The 21,759-nt window shown below is 33.2% G+C and carries 12 protein-coding genes; 4 read left to right on the forward strand and 8 right to left on the reverse strand.

Annotated elements, in window-relative coordinates:
• Positions 1-13: 13 nt before the first annotated feature.
• From V9L04_RS17260 to V9L04_RS17270, 3 genes are all read right to left on the reverse strand, one after another.
• Positions 14-1,918 (reverse strand): gliding motility-associated C-terminal domain-containing protein, encoded by a 1,905-nt coding sequence (locus V9L04_RS17260; RefSeq protein WP_338791146.1) that lies wholly within the window; start codon positions 1,916-1,918, stop codon positions 14-16.
• A gap of 313 nt (positions 1,919-2,231) precedes the next feature.
• The gene (gene hemN / locus V9L04_RS17265) at positions 2,232-3,599 is read right to left on the reverse strand and encodes an oxygen-independent coproporphyrinogen III oxidase (protein WP_338791148.1); all 1,368 of its coding nucleotides are present in this window, start codon (positions 3,597-3,599) and stop codon (positions 2,232-2,234) included.
• 132 nt (positions 3,600-3,731) lie between these two features.
• A complete protein-coding gene (locus V9L04_RS17270; RefSeq protein WP_338791150.1) occupies positions 3,732-4,334 on the reverse strand; it encodes a transposase in 603 nt (200 codons plus the stop codon).
• A 157-nt stretch (positions 4,335-4,491) separates the two neighbouring features.
• Here V9L04_RS17270 and V9L04_RS17275 point away from each other — a divergent pair, with 157 nt between their 5' ends.
• Both V9L04_RS17275 and V9L04_RS17280 read left to right on the forward strand, forming a co-directional pair.
• The gene (locus V9L04_RS17275) at positions 4,492-7,017 is read left to right on the forward strand and encodes a YfhO family protein (protein WP_338791152.1); all 2,526 of its coding nucleotides are present in this window, start codon (positions 4,492-4,494) and stop codon (positions 7,015-7,017) included.
• A 162-nt stretch (positions 7,018-7,179) separates the two neighbouring features.
• Positions 7,180-8,592, forward strand: a complete 1,413-nt coding sequence (locus V9L04_RS17280) for an amidase (RefSeq protein WP_338791154.1) — start codon at positions 7,180-7,182, stop codon at positions 8,590-8,592.
• 69 nt (positions 8,593-8,661) lie between these two features.
• On the opposite strand, the gene V9L04_RS17285 is transcribed toward V9L04_RS17280, so the two are convergent.
• Together V9L04_RS17285 and V9L04_RS17290 are read right to left on the reverse strand one after the other, a co-directional pair.
• Entirely contained in the window at positions 8,662-9,234 is a 573-nt protein-coding gene (locus tag V9L04_RS17285; RefSeq protein WP_338791156.1) for a hypothetical protein, read from the reverse strand.
• A 341-nt stretch (positions 9,235-9,575) separates the two neighbouring features.
• Positions 9,576-10,781: a hypothetical protein gene (locus V9L04_RS17290; RefSeq protein ID WP_338791158.1), complete on the reverse strand. Its 1,206-nt coding sequence runs from the start codon at positions 10,779-10,781 to the stop codon at positions 9,576-9,578.
• 149 nt (positions 10,782-10,930) lie between these two features.
• Between V9L04_RS17290 and V9L04_RS17295 the strand changes: the two genes are divergently transcribed.
• Complete coding sequence (locus tag V9L04_RS17295) at positions 10,931-12,268, forward strand: RsmD family RNA methyltransferase (protein WP_338791160.1); 1,338 nt, start codon at positions 10,931-10,933, stop codon at positions 12,266-12,268.
• A gap of 293 nt (positions 12,269-12,561) precedes the next feature.
• A complete protein-coding gene (locus V9L04_RS17300) occupies positions 12,562-17,853 on the forward strand; it encodes a lamin tail domain-containing protein (RefSeq protein ID WP_338791162.1) in 5,292 nt (1,763 codons plus the stop codon).
• 115 nt (positions 17,854-17,968) lie between these two features.
• On the opposite strand, the gene V9L04_RS17305 is transcribed toward V9L04_RS17300, so the two are convergent.
• The 3 genes from V9L04_RS17305 to V9L04_RS17315 all read right to left on the reverse strand — a co-directional run bounded on the left by V9L04_RS17305 (position 17,969) and on the right by V9L04_RS17315 (position 21,757).
• The gene (locus V9L04_RS17305; protein ID WP_338791165.1) at positions 17,969-19,630 is read right to left on the reverse strand and encodes an FAD-dependent oxidoreductase; all 1,662 of its coding nucleotides are present in this window, start codon (positions 19,628-19,630) and stop codon (positions 17,969-17,971) included.
• 266 nt (positions 19,631-19,896) lie between these two features.
• A complete protein-coding gene (locus V9L04_RS17310; protein ID WP_338791167.1) occupies positions 19,897-21,348 on the reverse strand; it encodes an aldehyde dehydrogenase in 1,452 nt (483 codons plus the stop codon).
• 70 nt (positions 21,349-21,418) lie between these two features.
• Complete coding sequence (locus tag V9L04_RS17315) at positions 21,419-21,757, reverse strand: carboxymuconolactone decarboxylase family protein (protein ID WP_338791169.1); 339 nt, start codon at positions 21,755-21,757, stop codon at positions 21,419-21,421.
• Positions 21,758-21,759 lie beyond the last annotated feature (2 nt).

The following is a 21,759-nucleotide window of genomic DNA, read 5'->3' on the forward strand; positions in this document are numbered from 1 at the left end:
AAAGCATGTATTATTACCTTATCAATTTTACCATTTCAGTAAAAATATATTCTCTTCCTCGTTGGTCAGTGGCTACTATTTTCATTGTGTACTCTCCAGAAGGAGCAAGAGTATTTCTGTATCTTCCGTCCCAACGCCCATTTATATCATTGGTTTGAAAAACACCTTCTCCCCAACGATTAAAAATTATCATTTTAAACTCTTTTATAAATTTACTTTCTACTCCATACGTATCATTCAGATTATCGCCATTAGGCGTAAAAGCATTTGGGAAAGTAACAAAAGAACGGAAATCGATACGAATCGTATTTGAATATGTAAAAGTAGTGTCATTTAGGTTTGCACGAATCCTAATATAACTAGTTTGGCTTTCTTGACTTTCTATATCAAGACTATATGTTCCTGACCTAGAAACACTTTGTGTATTGAATGGCTCTTTTTCTAAAGAATCTGTTTGTTCTAATACGTAATTACTTGTCGATAATCCTTCGAAAGGAGTCCACTCAAAAGTAAGTATTCCTTCTTCTTCGTCTGTGTCTCCTTCCATCCTCAATATAGTTGGACAAATAGAAGGGCTAGACTCAGAAGTCAAGTCACAGGCATTTTTATAAGTAATAGAATAACAATAAGGAGCAGCATCAATATTGATAAGTTTATCCTCAAAGACAGAATCAAGAGGACTTATTATATAATTGTCTATGTTTCCATCTTTATCCTTTCTAGTAACTTTTGCGCTTACTATTTCTGATCCATCAAGAGGATAATGCCACGATAAAGCGATTCTTTCTTTTGATATAAAACTAGCATATGCACCAACAACAGCAGGAGGAGTAACATTAGATGCAGCCAAAATACAACGTTTGGGACTAATAATTTTGAGTCCAGAACTAAACTCAGTTTCTACTTGGTAGCAATAAGTAATTTTACAAACAACTTCTTCATCAAAAATAGTATTAGAAGAAATATCAGTGTATTCATCAAAAATGTTATCATCTTTTAATAATGTGTTTTTTACAAATTCTGATTCATCAATACCATTAGGTATCGTCCAACTTATATCAACATAGCTCTCTTCTCCACTTAGATTTATATCAGAAATATAGAAAGTCTGTGAACTCTCTATTCTATTAGAACACGAGTCTGTAACAGAAATACGATAAACAGAATTTGGTAAAGCATCTTGAATAGTAAAACTAGTAGAACCTGTTAAAATATCACTTACTTTTTCAAAACCATTATCTGTCATTAGTTCTAATTGGTGGGTCAAGTCTGTTTCTAAAACATAATCTATCTTTGCACTTCCATCTTCAAAGTATTCTACAAGATTTATTGTAGGAGGCAAAAGTGCTCCTACTGGAGTAATTATTTTGCTACTTGGAGTACAGTTTTCTGCACCATCTTCAAAAAGACCTCTTACAGTGATTGCAGCATTATTTTCAGAACTATAAGTATGCTCTGCAAATTCATTATCTCCAACAATAGCATCTTGATTATCACCAAAATCTATCTTATAAGAATCGTAATAATCATCATTTATTTGAACTCTAACTTTTTTGTTAGCACAGCGAATAACATCAAAATCAACCACTTTGGTAGCAAAAACTTCAATTATATTTAGCATTGGAAGTGAATCTCCTCCTGACCCAGCTGTATTAATAAGTTGCGTAATAGAATAAATACCTGGTTTATCGAAGGTAAAAGTAGTTTCTTTTTGAGGAGGAGCATTTCCAAACCTATAAAGAACTACTTCTGGGTCAGCTCCAGAAATATCTTCAACTAACACAGTTAAAGGAGCGCAACCCTTTGTACTGCTATTGACTTTAAAAGCAGCTAGTTGAGCAAATGTGGTATTTTGAAAGCCTAAAAAGAAAAATAAAATAACCAAAAAGGATAAAGCCCAATTATTTTTAAAATCCATATTTTTATAAAAACGTAATTTGTAATCTTTGATAATTTGTTAAAGTATGACTATAAAACGAAGGAAGTCGTAAAACAATACAAATAAAGTATCAAAGTTAGAGAATATCTGTTTTTTATAACTATTTTAGTTCAAAAAATTGAAATATATTTTATAATAAGACTTTAGTACATCATTTTTTAGATAAATAATTGTTTTATTCTTCTCACAGTGTTTGGATGTAAATCATACACTGTGATAAAAATGATATTTTGAAGATTAAAATTTGGTTTTGTGATGAAAATACAAGTATTATCTACTGTTCAATCATGCTCTAAGCAATTTTGCTAAACATCGGCTTATTTTCTGCTTTTTCTGCATTTAATTTTGAATTCCAAAGTCGAACATCAAAAGCCATACAAACATTTCTTACAAAAGGTTTTCCTTTTTCAGTAATTTTCAAATGGTTGCCTTTCCATTCTATCAAACCATCTTGTTTTAAAGATTCCAAAAGGTCAAAATTAATTCCGAAGCCAAATTCATAAAATTGCTCTTCATTCCAAGAAGTTTCATATCTACACATCAAATCCAAAATATGCTGACGGATTATTAAATCTTCTTTTGTTAGATAATGTCCTCTCAAAAATGGAAATTCATTATTTTCTACTTTTTCTTTATAAACTTTCAGATTCTTCTCATTTTGATTAAATGCCGTCCACGTATCGCTAATGGCACTTACTCCCAAGCCAATAGACAAACTTGTCGATTGAGTGGTATAACCCATAAAATTACGATGCAAAGTTCCGTTTTTAGAAGCCTTTAAAAGTGAGTCTGTAGGCAACGCAAAATGATCCATTCCTATATCTATGTATCCTTTTTCTGTCAGTAATTTTTTACCAATGGCATACAAATTTGCTTTTTCATCAGCAGAAGGTAAAAAAGATTCTAATTTCTTTTGTGAAGGTTTGAGCCAAGGCACATGAGCATAACCATAAAAAGCCAAACGAGAAGGACGCAATTCTAATGTTTTTTGAAGAGTATTTTGGATAGTTTCGATATTTTGCAAAGGTAAACCATATACCAAATCAAAATTAATGGATTCAAAACCTAATTCTCTAGCATTCTTTACACATTCAACTACTTTTTGATAGGGCTGAATTCTATTTATAATTTTCTGCACATTTTCATCAAAATCTTGTATTCCAAAACTAACACGATTAAAACCTAAGTCTTTCAAAGTTTTTAAATGTTCTCTAGTTGTGTTGTTTGGATGTCCTTCAAAACCCCATTCTGTGTCATTGGGAACATCACAAGACGATTTGAAAATAGTAATCAGGCGAGTAAGGTTTTTTGGAGAGAAAAAAGTTGGCGTTCCTCCTCCTAAATGCACTTCTCTTAAAATCGGTTTCTGTGGAAGTGTTTTAAGATATAAATTCCATTCTTTTTCTATCAAATCAATATAAGGTTCTTCTACGTTGTGGTTGGTTGTGATGCGAGTAGTACAGCCACAATACGTACACAAACTTTCACAGTAGGGCAAATGAACATAAATACTTACTTCTCTGCCACTTGTCCAAAAGGCATTTTTGAGTGAGCTTTGCCAGTTTTCTAAATGATGCTCTGTATTTTCCCAATACGGAACAGTCGGATAACTGGTATAACGTGGACTAGCAACATTGTATTTTTGAAGTAAATCGTTCATCTTGTTCTGTAAATTATAATGATAGATAAATTTATAAGTACAAAGAACGGCTGATTTTTGAGCTTAAAAAATGACTTTTGTTAGGAAAGAAGATGAGTTAAATAAATCACGCTTCTGAGGAAGCGTGATTTCTTAAAAATACTCTCTATAATCCACCAAACTAGACTTCAAAACTTTATCAGAGCTATAAAATTTGGCACTTGAATATTTATAGTCTTCTGGATATTTTACTAATTCTGCTTTGACTGGATTGTTATGAATATAATCTATTTTTTCTTCGCATACTTTTCGTGTGTAAAGATGCACTCCATCAAAATTTTCTTCCCAAATTTGATATTTTTGTCCTTTTTGAATACTTACAAATTTATGTAATAATTTGCTATTATTTTCTTTTAAATAGTTGATAATTTGTGTAGCAACATGTTTTTTAAAATCTCGCATATATACAGAAATAGGACTTTCTTTTTTCTCTTCTTTCTCAAACCAAATCACAAAATGAACATGATTACTCATCAAAACATAAGCTAATAATTTAGCTTTGTATTTTTCGTTGTAAAAAGTAAAATTTTTTAGTATAATTTTACAAATCTCATCCTCTAAAAGTAAATGTTCTTTACCAAAAATGCTTGTAGTAATAAAAAAGCAGTTAAAATCTGCAAATTGTGAATGGCGATAACGTGGCATAACAAAAATAGGTAAGTGAATAATGACTTTATCACGCTTCTGAGGAAGCATTTTGTTCAGTTCTGAGGAACTGAACACACAGAATGTCGTGCGTTCGCTTCCTCAGAAGCGTGATTAAAAAAGTAATTCAAACCTAAATCTACAAATTTTCTACTATATTTGTAAGACTAAAAAAACTACAACAGAACCATCCTATAGTTTATATTTCATGAAAAACTTTTCTTTTGCTCGTCTTTTGCCTCATCTAATTGCTATTGCAGCTTTCTATCTCCTTACTTTTGCTTATTTCGCTCCCGAATTATTGGACGATAAATCACTTCGACAAAGTGATATGATGCAATATAAAGGAATGGTACAAGAAAATTCGCAATACCTTCAAAATCACGATGAGCCTTCTATGTGGAATGGGCGTATGTTTTCAGGAATGCCTGCGTATATGACCTATCCAATTTTTCCCTATGGTGCATTACCTATTTTTGAGGCTGTTTTGCGTGGTGGTTTTGCCGAACAGACAGGAGCACATCTTTTGTTTTTGGCTATGTTTTGTACCTATATAATGCTTTTGTGCTTTGGTACTAAACCTATTTGGAGTGCTGTCGGGGGGGCTGTTTTTGCTTTTACGACCTATAATTTGATTCTAATTGAAGTCGGACACGTTACCAAACTTTGGGCAATTGCTTATGCTGCACTTATTTTGGGAGGAATGAAACTCACTTTTGATAAAAAATATTGGTTAGGTTTTGCGCTGACAGCTTTAGGAATGGCTCTAGAAGTCAAAGCAAGTCATTATCAAATTACCTATTATTTAGGCTTTATTTGTTTGATTTTTGGTATAAATGAACTTATTTTCTCTGTAAAGAATAATCAAATTCCTGTTTTTGTGAAGCAAGCAGGTTTTTTAGTAGTTGCTTTTATTTTAGGAGTAGGCGTAAATGCAGGAAAAATTTTGACAACGATGGAATACAGTCCTTATTCTACTCGTGGAGGTACAGAACTGACTGTTGATAAAACAAATACAAACCCAAACAGCCAATCTCAAAGTAATGATGGATTAAGTAAAGATTATGCTTTTAGTTGGAGTCAAGGAATTGGAGAAACGTTTACTTTGCTTGTTCCTTATTTGTATGGTGGGTCGTCTTCTGAAATTTTAGACAAAGATTCTGAAACGTATGCTGTCTTAAAACAGTCAGGGCAATATTCAGAAAGACAACTTCAAGAGCTGCCTATTCCTCTTTATCATGGTGACCAACCATTTACAGCTGCACCAATTTATGCAGGAGCAGTTTTGTGTTTCTTATTTGTTTGGGGATTAGTAGTTTTAGATAATCGTGAAAAATGGTGGATTTTAGTAGCAGCACTTTTTATGGCAATGCTTGCTTGGGGAGAAAATTTTGCTTCACTCAATTATTTCTTATTTGATTATGTACCTGGATTTAATAAATTCCGTTCGGTTTCGATGGCTCTTGCCTTAACTATTTTATTAATGACAGTTTTAGCTTTTGAAACGCTAAGTCAAAAACTTGAAAATTATTTTATAAAAGGAAATGAAAAACATGATGTAATTAAAGAAAAAACATTTCTCAAAAATCTTTTTATTGCTGGAGGAATTACGGCAGGAACAGTAATTTTGATTTTACTTTTCTCTGGAAATATAGATTTGAATGCAGCTTCAGATTCTCAGCTCGGGCAGCTTGCTGATTATGTTCGTCAAGACCGTTTATCAATGATTCGTTCTAGTGCTTTTCGTTCTTTATTTTTGATTGTTTTAGTAGTAGGTGCAATTTATTTATATGTCAAAAAGACAATTCCTGCTATGGCTGCTTTTGCTTTGATTGCTCTTTTGGCTGTTGGAGATGTGTTTTTGATAGGAAAAAACTATCTTCCTTCTTCAAAATTTGAAAAAGGAGCTGCACAAGCTACTATGAATCCTGCACCAGTTGATGTAGAAATTCTTAAAGATAAAGATTTAGGTTATAGAGTGATGTCGCTTCAAAATTTCCAACAAGAGACACATACTTCTTATTTTCATCGTTCTATTGGTGGATATTTTGCTGCCAAAATGCAACGTTATCAAGATTTATTAGAGAGACCTTTAGGACAAGAACAAGGCTTTATTATGTCTTCTCTTCAAGCACAAAAACGACCTGATTTTGCTCAAACGCCTGTTTTGAATATGCTCAATACTCGTTATATTACGTATGGAATGCAAAAAGAACAAATGCTTTTCAATCCGAATGCGTACGGAAATGCTTGGTTTGTTTCTAAAATAAATCAAGTAAATAGCCCTGATGAAGAAATGGATGCTTTGATGAGTGCAAGTACAGCAAAAGCAATTAATTTAGAAGAAATAGCTATTTTAGATAAGTCAAAATTTAATGTTGCAAAAACTGACTTTCAAAAAGATAGTACAGCAACTATAAAACTGACAAAATATGATTCAAAGGTTTTAGAGTATGAAAGTAATAATTCAAATGATGGTTTTGGTGTATTTTCAGAAATCTATTATCCAAAAGGCTGGACTGCTACTATTGACGGACAAGAAGCAAATATTGTTTCTGTCAATTATGTTCTTCGTGGCTTAGAAATTCCGAAAGGAAAACACAAAATTGTCTTTACTTTTGAATCTGACTCCTACAAAACAGGCGCACTAATTACTCAAATTTCTTCTTGGCTTGTCTTACTTGTTGTTTTGATTAGCTTAGGAATGGGAATTAAGAAGCAATTAGGAAGTTAGAATATAAATTGAATTATGAAACAAAATAAAAAAGCTCAAATAAATCTTATTTGAGCTTTTTTATTGCACGAATGATAATTAAAAAGAATATAAGTTTGCAAAAGAGCAAGAATTTTATACATTTAACGTTTATTAAAAAATGCAACAAAATTCTATTCTCACATGATTAAAAAAGATATAACGGAATTATCTGCTATTGATATTCTAAAAGGTATAAAAAAAAATGAATTTAAAATTTCTGAAGTTATAGATGCTCATATTTCTAAAATTGAAGAAATTAATCCTACCCTAAATGCAATGGCTTTTCCATTGTACGAACAAGCAAGAGAAAAAGCAAAAGAGTTAGATAATAAAAGCAACAATAAAGAAAAAGATAAAAAATTACCTCTTTTAGGATTGCCAGTAACAGTGAAAGACCACGTACAAGTAAAAGGAGGAGTTTCTACATTTGGTCTTAAAGGCTTGGCAGGCAATGTCAATCAAACTAATTCTACTATTGTTCAGCGTTTGGAAGATGCAGGTGCTATCGTTTTGGGATGTAGTAATATGGCAGAATTTGGTGGAGCTTACGAAACTGATAATTTAATTTATGGCAGAACAAATAATCCTTATGACACAAATCGCACTTCAGGTGGAAGTAGTGGAGGAGAATCAGCTTTAATTTCAGCGCAAGGTTCTCCGTTAGGAATTGGAACAGATGCAGGTGGAAGTATTCGTGTTCCAGCTCATTATACAGGAATTGTAGGAATAAAACCTACTCGTGGACGTGTTCCTCTGACTGGAATTTTGCCTGAAACAAATGGAATGATTAGTTTTTTGGCGTATGTTTCACCAATGGCTCGTTATGTAGATGATGTTGAATTTGTTTATCATCAGCTTATTGGAAATGATGGACAAGACCCACGCTCTATTACTTATCCATTAGTGTCCAGTAAAAAAATAGATATAAAAAAGCTCAAAGTAGCTTATTATACAGGTTTTGAAGGAATTGTAGAAATTGATTCGGATACATTACAAACGGTAACTAATGTAGTTGAAGCACTCAAAAAAGATACACATTCAGTAGAAGAAATAAATCCTATTTTTTTAGAAAAAGCATTTTCTACTTGGTTTACACTTTTCGCTGGAGGAGGAGGAAGTATGCCTACAAAATTTGCGCTAGAGCAATTTTTTAATACAACAGAATATGGAATTGTTTTGCAAAAACTTTTTGCTGAAATGGATAAACCTGAAAATATAGTTTCTTTAACTGATTTTCAGATGTTTTTAATGCAATGGGATATTATTACAAAACAACTTCTCAGAGTTTTTCAACAAGCTGATGTTATTATCTCTCCTGTTACGATGAGTGCAGCTCCTTTACATGGAACAACGTATGATTCTATAAGTGATTTTGTTTATACCCAGATTCATAATCTTTCTGGTTTGCCTACTTTAGTAGTTCGTTGTGGAACTTCGAAAGAAGGTTTGCCTATTGGTGTTCAGATTACAGCAAATAGGTTTAGAGAAGATATTTGTTTCGCTGTTGGAAAGCATTTAGAAGGTATTTTTGGTGGATATAAAGCTCCTAAATGAAATTAGATTTATGAAGTTAGAGTTTAGTTTTTCTAAAATCTAACTTCATATAAATTTTAGAATTAAAGATTATTCAACTGTTACATCAAACTCTACTTCAATATCTGTTTCTCCTCCTGCGTTTGTAATGTCTCCATCACTTACACCACTTGCTGTTTTAGTTGGTTCATGACGTAAAGTAATACGTAATTTTCCTTGAGAAACTTCACCAGTTGTAACTTTAGTTTTCAAACCTACTGGATTTGTGCCATCTGTATCAGCATAAGCTACTGTAGCATTCAAGCCACCTGTTGTAGCAAAGAAAAATTGATGCTCATCATCTTCTTCTTCAATTTCTGCTGTGATGCTTTCAGCAGGACTTTCTATTTCATTTAATAAATCAATAGAACCATTATAAACTGTATTGGCAGCTAATGTTCCTCCTGTAATTGTAGGAGCAGTTCCACCCTCACCATCCAAATCTTTAAAAGACAGAATGACAGCATTTCCTCCAGCTTCTGGAATTAGTGTATAAGTAAGTGTTGTAATTAATTCTTCTTCGTTAGGAATTATTGGATCTTCATCATCTTTACAAGAAGAAAATAAAACTAGACTAGAGAAAAATAAAATTAGAAATGAAAATACATTTTTTGATAAAATCATAGCATTAAAAAATTGAGAGAATATAAAATAAAAATTGTTATAAATGCAACTATGTTGCAAGTAATGACTGCAAATATAAAGTTGATTTCTTACAAATGCAACTGCGTTGCAATTATTTTTTTTTAATAGAAAATGAGTTTGATATGTTTTTATGATTCAATTTGTGTATTTGTTTCCTTAGAAATGAACTTTTAAACTTTCTCAGAAGCGTGATTTGTTTAAAATATTATGCTTCTGAGGAAGATTTTTTCAGTTCTGAGCAATTGAGTACACATTTAAAACCTAATAAAATTTTTAAATACTGTACTATCTACATTTTGACAAAATAGAATAAAGCTAGTTTAGTCATGTCCTTTGCTAGTTTCTGTACCCAAAATAACTAGGTTAGTTGGCGTACCACCTACTTTAAATTTAGTGATATTTGATAAATTTGAGGTTTGTATTTGCATAATTTCACCTGTATTGGGAGAGGCTATATAAATATATTTTTGTGTACCAACGAGTTGTGGTTTTTGTGTCGCTGTTTTATCTGTTTGATTTATTACAATAGCTTTATTTTTCAATGTTCCTGAAACAAGGTCAAAAATATGAAGTTCTCCACTATAAAGTAAAACTAACAAATTAGCACCTTCATAATCTACTTTACACTGCATAATATCTGTATTTTCTATAATTGGTGTAACTTTATCTGCTTGTATATCAATAAAATAAGCACCTTTTGCAGCAGTATAACCAATAAATTTGCCTACTTTTTTACCTTCCAAAATTGTCCCAAACCAAGCTGTTTCAAAGTTTTCAGGATGATTGATTAATTTTTGTTCACCGTCGCTTCCAACTACTAATATTCCACTTGCAGAGCCAAAAACAGCAAATTTTCCATTTGTAGCGTTGCCATGAATACCTTTTGTTTGTATGGTTGATGGGGCTATCAATGTACCGTCTGTGTTTATAATTTTTACTCTTTCTGGCAAAGTACCAGCTATTGAACCGTCTTTTTCGGTAATGGCATACGATCCATTATCAAATTTTGCCATAGCTCCATGGTGAGCATCATTGCCTACTTGAACGGATGTCATTTTCATACCTGAAATGTGAAAATCATTTTCATTGGCAGTAAGTAAAGTACCATCACCGTCATTAAAAACAGCAATTTCACTACCATGTGATTTAAAATGGGTCGGTAAAATACCACTACCTGTTATAGCTCCGAATTTAGGCGTACCTTTTATATCTACGTGGTCACTGTGAGTTTCGAAACCTGTATCAAAAGTTTCTACAAAGTTCTCAGCACGATGCACTAAAACAGCAAAACGTCCTGATGAAGTGGCATAAAGTGCTGATTTAGCAAATTTAGCATCGTAATTTCTAATGAGTCCTGTTTGGGGAGTTATCAAAGATAACTGGTTGGTGTTTGCATCACTTACCAAGAGATTAATAAATTTGAACTCTTTTGCATCAGTTGTAGGAACAACTTCATCATTTTTTTGACAACTAGAGAGAATAGAAATAGCTAAAACTGCAAGACTTAATTTTTTTAAAATGTTCATTTTTGTGGTTAAATTAGATAATATATATTGTCGCCTAGATGCAATAATGTTGCAAATATAAAACTAAATGCAACAATGTTGCAAATATTTTTTTGAAGGATAGTAGATTTGATGTATTTTTGTAGTCTTATTTATCCAATTTTATATCTATGAAACCTATTTTGTCTAGTTTATCCTTATCAGAAAATTATCCCAATTACAATGCGCTTTTACAAGATGATATTCAGAGTTTTATAGAAGAAAATAAAGACAAAAAAATTACGCAAACACTTCTCAATCTTCCCAAAGAATATCAAGGGTTACAGATAGAAATTGGTAATCAAATCAAATCACTTCAAAAATCAAAGTCAAAACTTGCTCTTTGGTATGCTTCTGATAATATTATTTTTCCTCCTTCTTTATCCATAGAACAGGCTTCTTCTGAAATTACGGCAGAGTACAAGGCGAGTTTAATAGAAAACAATGATAAAATAAATGGCGAAAATCAAACTCTTGTAGATTTGACAGGAGGAATGGGAGTAGATAGTTTTTATTTTTCCAAAAAAGTAAAAAAGGTTATTTATATAGAACAAAATGAGCTTTTGGCAAATATAGCAAAGCATAATTTCGAACAGTTGGGGGCAAAAAATATAGAAGTGCTTTGTGGTAATTCGGAAGATTTTTTAGAAAAAGCAAGAAATGAAAATATAGTCTTTGACTGGATTTATCTTGACCCTGCTCGTAGAGATAATATACAAAAGAAAGTTTTTTTGCTAGAAGACTCTCAGCCAAATATGGTTGAGTTATGGAAGTCTTTTAAAGATGTTGGTAAAAAATGGCTTCTCAAGACAGCTCCTTTATTGGATATTCAATTGGTTATCAATAGATTAACTCATATAAAAAAAGTAGAGGTAGTAGCTCTTAAAAATGAATGTAAAGAGGTTCTGTATCAGCTTGATAGCTCTAATAGTTCTCTTGGAAAGGCAGATAGTGAAAAAATAGGTATAAGTGCAATAAACTTACACGAACAAAATTTTTCAGAAGAAAATTTTGAAAAAACTCAAATAGAAAGTTTTGATTTTCTTTTAGAGTCAGAAAAGGAAATTTTTATTGATTATTCTATAAAAAATGAAATTCAAAATTTTTTGTATGAGCCTAATGTAGCTGTTTTAAAGGCAGGAGCTTTTAAAAGTATTGCTAAAAAATATCAATTAAATAAATTTTCTAGTAATACTCATTTGTATACTTCACAAAAATTAAAAAAAGATTTTGTAGGCAAAATATTTAAAATAACAGAAGTAATTTCTTTTTCTAAGAAGGAAGTTAAAAGAAAATTTGGTAAAAAACAACTTAATGTTGTTACTCGTAATTTTCCCATGAGTGTAAAAGAGCTAAGAAAACAATTTTCTGTTTTAGAAGGAGATAATCAATTTTTGTTTTTTACTACTATTACCTCAAAATCTGTAGATGAAAAAATTGTCATTTTATGTGAAAAAATAAAATCCTAAGTTTTCATGAAAACACACAATTCAATAAAAATCAAAATAGTTAATTGCATTGTTTTCTTACACTCCATCAAATCTACTTTGTTTGTTCACATTCAAGTAATATAAAGTAGTTAATTTTGTGAATAATAGATTTGGGTAACACTCAGTCTAAAATGTTTGTCAAATGCTGATTTTTTACCTTCTAGACTCTTAAAATTTAGAATTTAAAAACTGATTTAATAAATTTATTTTATTCTGTCTTCACTACTCAATAAAATTTTTCTTTTTTATTAACAATTTATTAATATTTGATTATGCGAACAGCATTACTTCAAAAGTGGCTTTTATCAAGCCTAGTAATTGTGTTAGGAATTTTATTTTCAATTCCTACTGCTCTTGCACAAGACGTATTTATTTCAGAATATGTAGAAGGAAGTAGCAATAATAAAGCTATTGAAATCTATAATCCGACGGCAGCAACTATCGATTTGGCTACTGAGAATTATTTTATAGAAAGCTACAATAATGGTAGCACTACAGTAACTACCTCTGTAGCTCTTACAGGAACATTAGCTCCAAATTCGACTTTTGTACTAGCTCATGGTAGTGCAACTATCTTTACTTCTCCTGATCAAACCACTACGGTAGGTTGGTTTAATGGAGATGATGCTGTTGTTTTGAGAAGAGGAGCTACTCAATTAGATGTAATTGGACAGATTGGTGTTGATCCAGGTTCGGAATGGGGAACAGGAGTAGTATCTACAGCTAACAATACGCTTCGTAGAAAAACTACTATTTGTACAGGTGATGTAGATGGCACAGATGTATTTGATCCTTCAATAGAATGGGATGGATTTGCTCAAGACGAGGCTAGTGGCATAGGTACACATACAGCTACTTGTACCGTTCCAACTCTATTTTTCTCAGAATACATAGAAGGTTCTAGTAATAATAAAGCTTTAGAAATTTATAATCCTACAGGTGCTTCAGTAGATTTGACAGATTATGTAATAGAACTTTATACAAATGGTAACACTACTATTCAAAATTCATTAGACTTGACAGGTACTCTTGCAGCAGGTGCTACTTATGTTATAGCAAACGCAGGCGCAGTTGCTGCTGTAACAGGAGCTGCAGATATTACAAGTAATATTACTTTTTATAACGGAGATGATGTACTTTTATTAAAGGAATCAGGTACAGTTATAGATGCTATCGGACAGTTAGGTGTAGACCCAGGTAGTAGTTGGGCTGTAGGTACAGGTGCTACTGCTAACTTTACTTTGCGTCGTAATTGTTCTATTACCTCTGGTGATACTGACGAAACAGATGCTTATAATCCTCCAGCAGGGGAATGGGATATATTTCCAATAGATACATTTGATGGATTAGGTGAGCACTGCCCAACACAACTTATAAATATAACAGGAACACCACTTACAGCATTTACAACAACTGCTTTAAATATTCCTTCTGCTGAACAGTCTTATCAAGTAAGTGGAACAGCTCTTACTACTGATATTACAATTACTGCTCCTGCAAATTTTCAAGTATCACTTACTACTGGAGCAGGTTTTGGAAATAGTGTAACAGTTGCTTTTGCTGATGCAAATGCAGGAAATACTACTATTTTTGTTCGTTATTTACCTACTGCTGGTACTTCTCATTCTGGAGATGTTGCAAATGCAAGTACAGGAGCAACTACTCAAAATGTAGCTGTTACAGGGACAGTACCTCCTTCTTTGATGGATATTGCAACTGCTCGTACTCGCCCTGTTGGAGAAATAGTAACTATTGAAGGTGTTTTGACGGTTGCTGACCAGTTAAATGGTCCTGCATTTATACAAGATGCAACAGGTGGTATTGCTATTTTTGATTCTCAAGTACATGGTGGAGCGTTTCCTATTGGTCAGAGACTTAGAATTACAGCAACACGTGCTGATTTTAATAATCAAATTCAACTTTCTAGTGTAACTGCTTTAACTGATTTAGGTGCAGCAACGCCAGTTGTTCCTCAAGTAATTACACTTGACCAACTTGATGCACACAGAGGAGAATTAGTTAATATTGTAAGTGTTACTTTTCCAGATCCAAATACATTTTTATTTGGAAACTCTAACTATACAGTTACTAATGGAGCAAATTCAGGTGATGTACGTATAGATGGGGATACTGATTTGGCAGGAAGAACGCAACCTACTACTTGTGATGTTACGGGTGTAGTGGCTTACTTCCAAACAGCTTCACAACTGATTCCTCGTTTTCAAGCAGATTTACCTTGTACGAATCCTTATGTTTCGCCTTCTAACTCTACTGTCACAGCTTGTATTGATTTGCCTAAGACATTAGAGATTTCTACTTATAATGTAGAATGGTTTGGCTATGCTCAATCAAATACACCTTCTGGAAATACTTCTCCTGCTGAGCAAAAAGCAGCTGTGAAAGCAGTACTAGAAGCTCAAAATTCTGATATTTATTTCTTAGAAGAGATAAATAATACTGACTTGATGGGAGAAATTGCTGCCGAACTTACAGCATCGACACCAGATACATGGGATACTTTATTCTCTTATTATACTTCTTACGCAGCTACTTCTCCAATAGCTGAAACTCAGAAAGTAGGATTTTTATATAAATCGAATATTATTACTCCTCAGTTTAGTTATGCAATGCACAGTAGTATTCATCCTTATTACAATGGTGGAGATGCTTCTGCTCTTGCTGGATACCCAGAAGCAGACAAAACTCGTTTTTGGGCTAGTGGACGTTTACCATTTATGATGCGTGCTGATGTTGCATTAAATGGAGGTACAGAAGAAGTAAACTTTATCGTTCTTCATTCTCGTTCAGGTTCTGCTCAAGATAGATATGATATGCGTCGTTTTGATGTATCTTTATTACAAGATTCAATTTCTGCTTGGCTTGGAAGCGATAAGGTAATTATGGGTGGAGATTACAATGATGATGTTGATGAGTCTATCTATGAAGTAGGAGGAGTTCCTCAACTTACATCTTATGATGCTTTCACTAGTCGTCCAAATGATTATACAATTTTATCTAAAGCATTGAGTGACAACGGTTTCCGTAGTACAGTTGGTTTTAGTGATATGATTGACCACTTGACAGTTTCGAATGAACTTGCAAATGGATATATTCCTAACTCTGTAAGTGTAGGTTATGAATATTATGATGGAGATTATGAATACACAACTTCGGATCACTTTATTGTATCTGCTCGTTTAGAAATTGTACCTTTAGCATCTTGTACATTTACTGCTACTGCAAATAGTTCTTCTCAAATTACATTAGATTGGGCAGATAATTCAAACATAGAAACTAGCTATGTAGTAGAAGTTTCTTTAGATGGAACAACAGGTTGGACTGCCATTTCAGGTTCTCCATTTACAGTGAATAGTATTAATTCAGTTGTTACAGGTTTGAATGCAAGTACACAATATTTCTTCCGTGTTCGTGCTGAAGAATCTGCAAGTAATTTCTCTGAATGGGTATTTACAGATGCAACTACTTTAGCTCTAACACCAACTGCTCCAACGGTAGTAACTCTTTCTCCTGCTGATGATGCTACAAACGTAGCGATTACAACTAATTTAGTAGTTAATTTTGATAGAGATATACAAGCAGGAACAGGAAATATTACAGTTACAGATGGAACTACGCCAATTACGTTTCCTATTGCTGGTAATGCTGATGCAACAGTTACCATTTCAAATGATGAATTAACTATAAACCTTACAACTAACTTAGCAAACAGTACAGATTATGATGTTCTTATTGATGCTGGTGCAATAGAAGAAGCTGGTACAGGTGCTGATTTTGCAGGCTTAGTTGCTGGAAATTGGAACTTTACAACTGCTGCTGCTACCACAGGTGGTGGAGGTGGGGGAACTACCTCGGTAGGCAGACCAACTAATTTTAAAGCTCTAGCTGTTTCTACTTCTCAAATCAATCTTACTTGGACTGCTGTAAGTGGTGCAACAGGTTATATTCTTTATAGAGATAATACAGTAATTGCTACATTAGCTAGTGTTACTTCTTTTGAAGATACAGGATTGAATGCTGATACATTTTATGGGTACAAACTAGTAGCTACAAATGGAGGTGCGCAGTCTGACCCAGCACAAACAAATGCACGTACTTTGCCTGCTGCTCCTTCTTTAGTTTCTGTAATAAATGCTTGTAACGGAAGTACAGGAATCATTACTGTTAATTCAACAGGTGTAGTTTATCGTATTTATGCAGATGCTACTTCTACAACTCCATTATTTGAAATAGATAACAATGAAATTGTTACTCCAGTTCTTACTCAAACAACTACTTTTTATGTAAGTGTATTGAGCAATGGTTTAGAAAGTGAGCGTACTGAAGTTGAAGTAATTGTAAATCCTTTGCCTACTGCAAATATTAGTGAAGAAAGTATTTTCTCTTGTTCTGCTACAGCAACCTTAACAGCTGAAGAAGTGATTGGAGCTACTTATTTTTGGTTATTGAATGGGACTTCTGTAGCAACTACTACTACTTCTTCTTTTGAAGTGACTCGTTCTGGTAATTATCAAGTACAAGTAGTATCAAATGGTTGTGCTACTACTTCAAGTATCACTCCTGTTCGTTTAAACTTTGTTCCTTTGGCAGAAATTACTCAAGGTTCATTAGTTCGTGTTTGTAATGATTCTGTGATGCTAACAGCAAAAGATGCAGGTACTGATGCAACTTACGAATGGACAAGTAATAATGTAGTAGTTGGAAATACAGCTTCTGTTTCAGTTTCTGAGTCTGGAAATTATACATTGACAGTAACTCAAAATGGTTGTACTGCAACTGACGAAATTGCAGTAGAGGTTACTACGTTGAATTCAAGCATTACTGTTTTAGCTTCCAAAACTGCTTTCTGTCCAACAGAAGAAGTAACTCTAAGCATAGAAAATCCAGAAACAGACGTTACGTATACATGGATGCGCAATGGTAGAATTCTTAATGTTACAGGAGTTGAATATACAACTTCTAATCAAGGAGAGTATAGCGTACAGGCTTCTAAAAATAATTGTAATGTTCGTTCTTCTGAATCAGTTGTTATTACTCGCATTGCTTTAGAGCCAGTTTATTTGCGTTTAATTGATAATGCCTTATCATTAGAATCTGTTACACCAATTACAAATGTAGTTTGGTTCTTAGATAATGAAGAAAATACAGCACTTGAAGGACAAATGAGCTTTACACCAGATGTAACAGGTTATTATTCTGCTCGTGTTACATTCGATACTGGTTGTGAAAATACTACTCGTACAGTGTATTACAAAGTAGCTGATGTTGTTACAGGAGAAGAAGAAATAATTGATGTAGAAACAATTGTTTATCCAAACCCAAGTAATACAGGTATTTTCAGAGTTCAGCTTTCTAGCTCAATTACTTCTGATGTTACTTTTACACTTACAGATAATATTGGACGTGTTTTGGAGAGCAAAACTATAAAAGCAAATGAAGTTTCTACACTTCAAACACTTGATTTGAGTCAGTATGCAGCAGGAATGTATGCGCTTACTATTGACACAGAACAAGGAACTATCATCAAGAAAATTATCATTGAATAATTTAAATAAACAATTAAAAGCAAAAACCTTCACTTTTTGAGTGAAGGTTTTTTTTTGTTCTCGTCAGTGGGGACACCGACAATGGCAGAATTATAAATTGAACAGGGTTTTACATTTAGTTCTCAGCCAAATATTTATGCACAAAGCTAATTGCCATTGCACCTTCTCCAACTGCTGAAGCAACACGATTCATGGCTGTTGCACGTACATCACCTGCTGCAAAAATTCCTTTTATAGAGGTTTCTAATGTAAATGGTTCTCTTTTGTGTTTCCAAATTTTCTTTATTTGGTCATAACCTAAGAGATTTCTGCCAGTTTCTACAAAACCTTTTTCATCTTTAATTATTTCCAAATCAATCCATTCAGTATGAGGTTTTGTTCCAATAAAAATAAACATAGCATCAGCTTCTGCTTCTCTTGTAGAATTATCTTTTGTGTCTTGTAGAGTTATACTTTGTAAATGTCCATCGCCTTTTGCTTCTATGATTTCAGTAAATGGCAAAACTTCTATGTTTTCTGTTCCATCAATTTGGTCAATCAAATACTGCGACATTGAGGAAGATAAATCTTCTCTTCTAACTACAATATTTACTTTTTTTGCATAACGAGAAAGATACATAGCACCCTGCCCTGCCGAATTTCCACCACCAACTATATAAACACTCTTTTCTGAACAAGAAAGTGCTTCTGTTGTAGCTGCGCCATAATAAATTCCTGCACCTGTAAAATCATCCATTCCTTTTGCTTCTAATTTTCGATACGAAACACCAGAAGTAATCACTACACTTTTAGCAATAATTTCTTTATCATCAGCTAATTTCAAAATTTTATACTTGTCTTTTAAAGAAATTCCTGTTACTTCTTGTGGAACTAAAAACTCTACTCCAAAACGTTGTGCTTGGGTAGTTGCTCGTTTGGCAAGTTCTGAACCACTCAATCCAGTAGGAAAACCTAAATAATTTTCTATTCTTGAACTTGTTCCTGCCTGTCCACCAGGGGCATGTTTTTCTATTAAAAGGGTTCTTAATCCTTCCGAACCACCATAAACGGCTGCTGCAAGTCCAGCAGGTCCTCCTCCAATAATTACTACATCATAAATATCTTGTGAAGCCGTTGTGGAAAGTCCTAGCTTTTCAGCTAACTCTGTTTTTGATGGTTTTTTTAAGATTTCTCCTTCTTCAAAAACTACGACAGGCAAATCATTTTCATTAAATTTATGAAGTTCTGAAAGCTGTTTTGCTTTTTGGTCTTGTTGAAAATCTAGCCATTGATAGGGAAAAAGATTACTTGCCAAAAAGTCTTTCAGTTCATGAGATTGTGGTGAAAATTGATAACCAATTACTCTAAGTCCATCAAAATCTGGCTGATAAGAAGTTTTCCAACTTTCTAATAAATCATATAAAACTGGATATAATTTATCTTGTGGAGGATTCCAAGGTTTGTGCAAATAATAGTCTAACTGAACATCATTAATTGCTTTTATGGCTGCATCAATATCTGAATAAGCTGTTAGCAACACACGTTTTGCACTCGGATAAAATGGTTTTGCTTTCTCTAAAAACTCTACTCCAAGCATATCAGGCATTCTTTGGTCAACCAAAAAAAGCGCAATTTCTTCATTCTGTTTTTTGAATTCTTCTAGACTTTCTAATGCTTCATTTGCCGAATTGGTGCTAATGATTTTGTATTCTTTACGAAACTCACTACGCAAATCTCTCTCAATTGCTCTTGCTACTTGTGGGTCGTCGTCTATGGAAAAAATGATAGGCTTTTTCATTGAAATGGAATATATTGCTTTTAAGAGTTCAAAAAAATCACAAAAAGATAGGTTAGATTACTATTGATTAGAATAGAAAGTTAGTAGGAAAGTTTTAGAATTGCAACTATTCGAATAGAATAGAAAATACAAAAATAAACTTTATCAAGGTTTGTATTAAGGTAGTTCAGACTTCCAGTTTGAACATCAAAGACAGTATTTTATCAAATTCAACAGTCTGGAAGACTGTTATACAAAAATAACCGTGATAACCTTTAATAGTTGTGTTAAAATTTCAGACAAACATTTTTTTCCTCTGTAAAGAAACGAAGAGCTTCATAGCCACCTTCTCGTCCTACACCTGATTGTTTTGCACCACCAAAAGGTGTTCTCAAATCACGCAATAACCACGTATTTATCCAAACAATACCTGTTTCTAGCTGACTTGCTACTCGGTGGGCTTTTGGTAAGTTTTGTGTCCAAACTGAAGCTGAAAGTCCATAAGGAGTGCAATTGGCAAATTCTATGGCTTCGTTTTCATTTTCGAAAGGAATGAGTGTAGTTACTGCACCAAAAATTTCTTCTTGATTAGTTCTACAAAAAGCAGAAAGTCCTTCAATTACTGTAGGTTCTATAAAAAATCCATCTTTACATCTTTCTGGAAGGTTTTCAGAAGTTACTTTATTGCCTCCTGTCAAAATAATTCCTCCTTCATGTTTGGCAAGTTCTATATAAGATAAAACCTTCTCTTGGTGTGCTTGTGAAACTGTCGCACCTTGTTGTGTCGTTTCGTCCAAAGGGTCACCTAATTGTAATTGCTTTACTTTTTCTACAAACTTTGTTTTGAATTTCTCATAGATTTTATTTTCTACCAAAATTCTAGAGCCACACAAACAAATTTGTCCTTGATTGGTAAAAGCAGCTTTTACAGCTGTTTGTGTAGCTTCTTCTAAATCAGCATCTGCAAAAATAACTGTTGCATTTTTTCCTCCTAATTCTAAAGAAAGTTTTTTAAACATGGGAGCAGCTACTGAGGCAATTGTTTTTCCTGTCTGTGTTCCTCCTGTGAAAGAAATTGCTTTTGTATCATTATGTGCAACAATGGCAGCACCTGTTTTTTGTCCGTAACCGTGTACAATATTCAAAACACCAGCAGGAAAATCTATTGCTTGGCAGGCTTCGGAGAGTAAATAAGCAGTGTAAGGCGTGAGTTCAGAAGGTTTAGCAACGACACAATTACCACTAGCAAGCGCAGGCGCAATTTTCCAAGTAAATAAATATAAAGGCAAATTCCAAGGCGAAATACAACCCACAACTCCCAAAGGTTGGCGCAGTGTGTAATTCAAAACATGTGTAGAAGTATGATAGGCTTCATCTTTATCGTGTAAAATAGCCGTTGCAAAAAATGATAAATTCTGAACAGCACGAGGAATGTCCATCGAACGAGAAAGTGAAATTGGTTTTCCGTTGTCTTGAGTTTCTGCTTGTGCAAATTTTTCTATATTTTCCTCTATGTAATTGGCTAATTTTAAAAGCCATTTTGAGCGAAATTCAACACCTTTACACGACCATTCTGGAAAAGCAGCCTTTGCAGCTTCGACAGCTAAGTTTACATCATTTTCATCAGAATCAGCAATCAATGAGAAAATTTTTCCTGTTGATGGATTGACATTTTCAATATATTTATCTGAAAAAGGATTGATAAAATCTCCTCCTATATAATTGTTTAGTTTTTTCATGGTTTGTGTCGTTCTTTTTTATTAAAAAAACTCTGCTTCAAGTATCAAAACTTGAAACAGAGTTTACTTATTATTTATTCAACTCTTCCAAATATTCCATTGCTCTTCTAAGGTGTGGAATTACGATTGTTCCTCCTACAAGATTCGCAATTGCCATCGCTTCAACAATTTGTTCGTCTGAAATACCTGCTTCTTTTGCTTTTCCTAAGTGATACTTGATGCAATCATCACAACGCAAGACCATCGAACAAGTAAGTCCAATAAGTTCTTTTGTTTTGATGTCTAGTGTTCCCTCTGCATACGCATTAGTATCTAAATTGAAAATACGCTTTAATACTTTATTATCAGCAGCCATAATTTTTTCGTTCATTTTGCTGCGATAGGCATTGAATTCTTCTACTTGATTCATCT

It is taken from the genome of Bernardetia sp. MNP-M8 (genome assembly GCF_037126285.1).
Taxonomy (GTDB): domain Bacteria; phylum Bacteroidota; class Bacteroidia; order Cytophagales; family Bernardetiaceae; genus Bernardetia.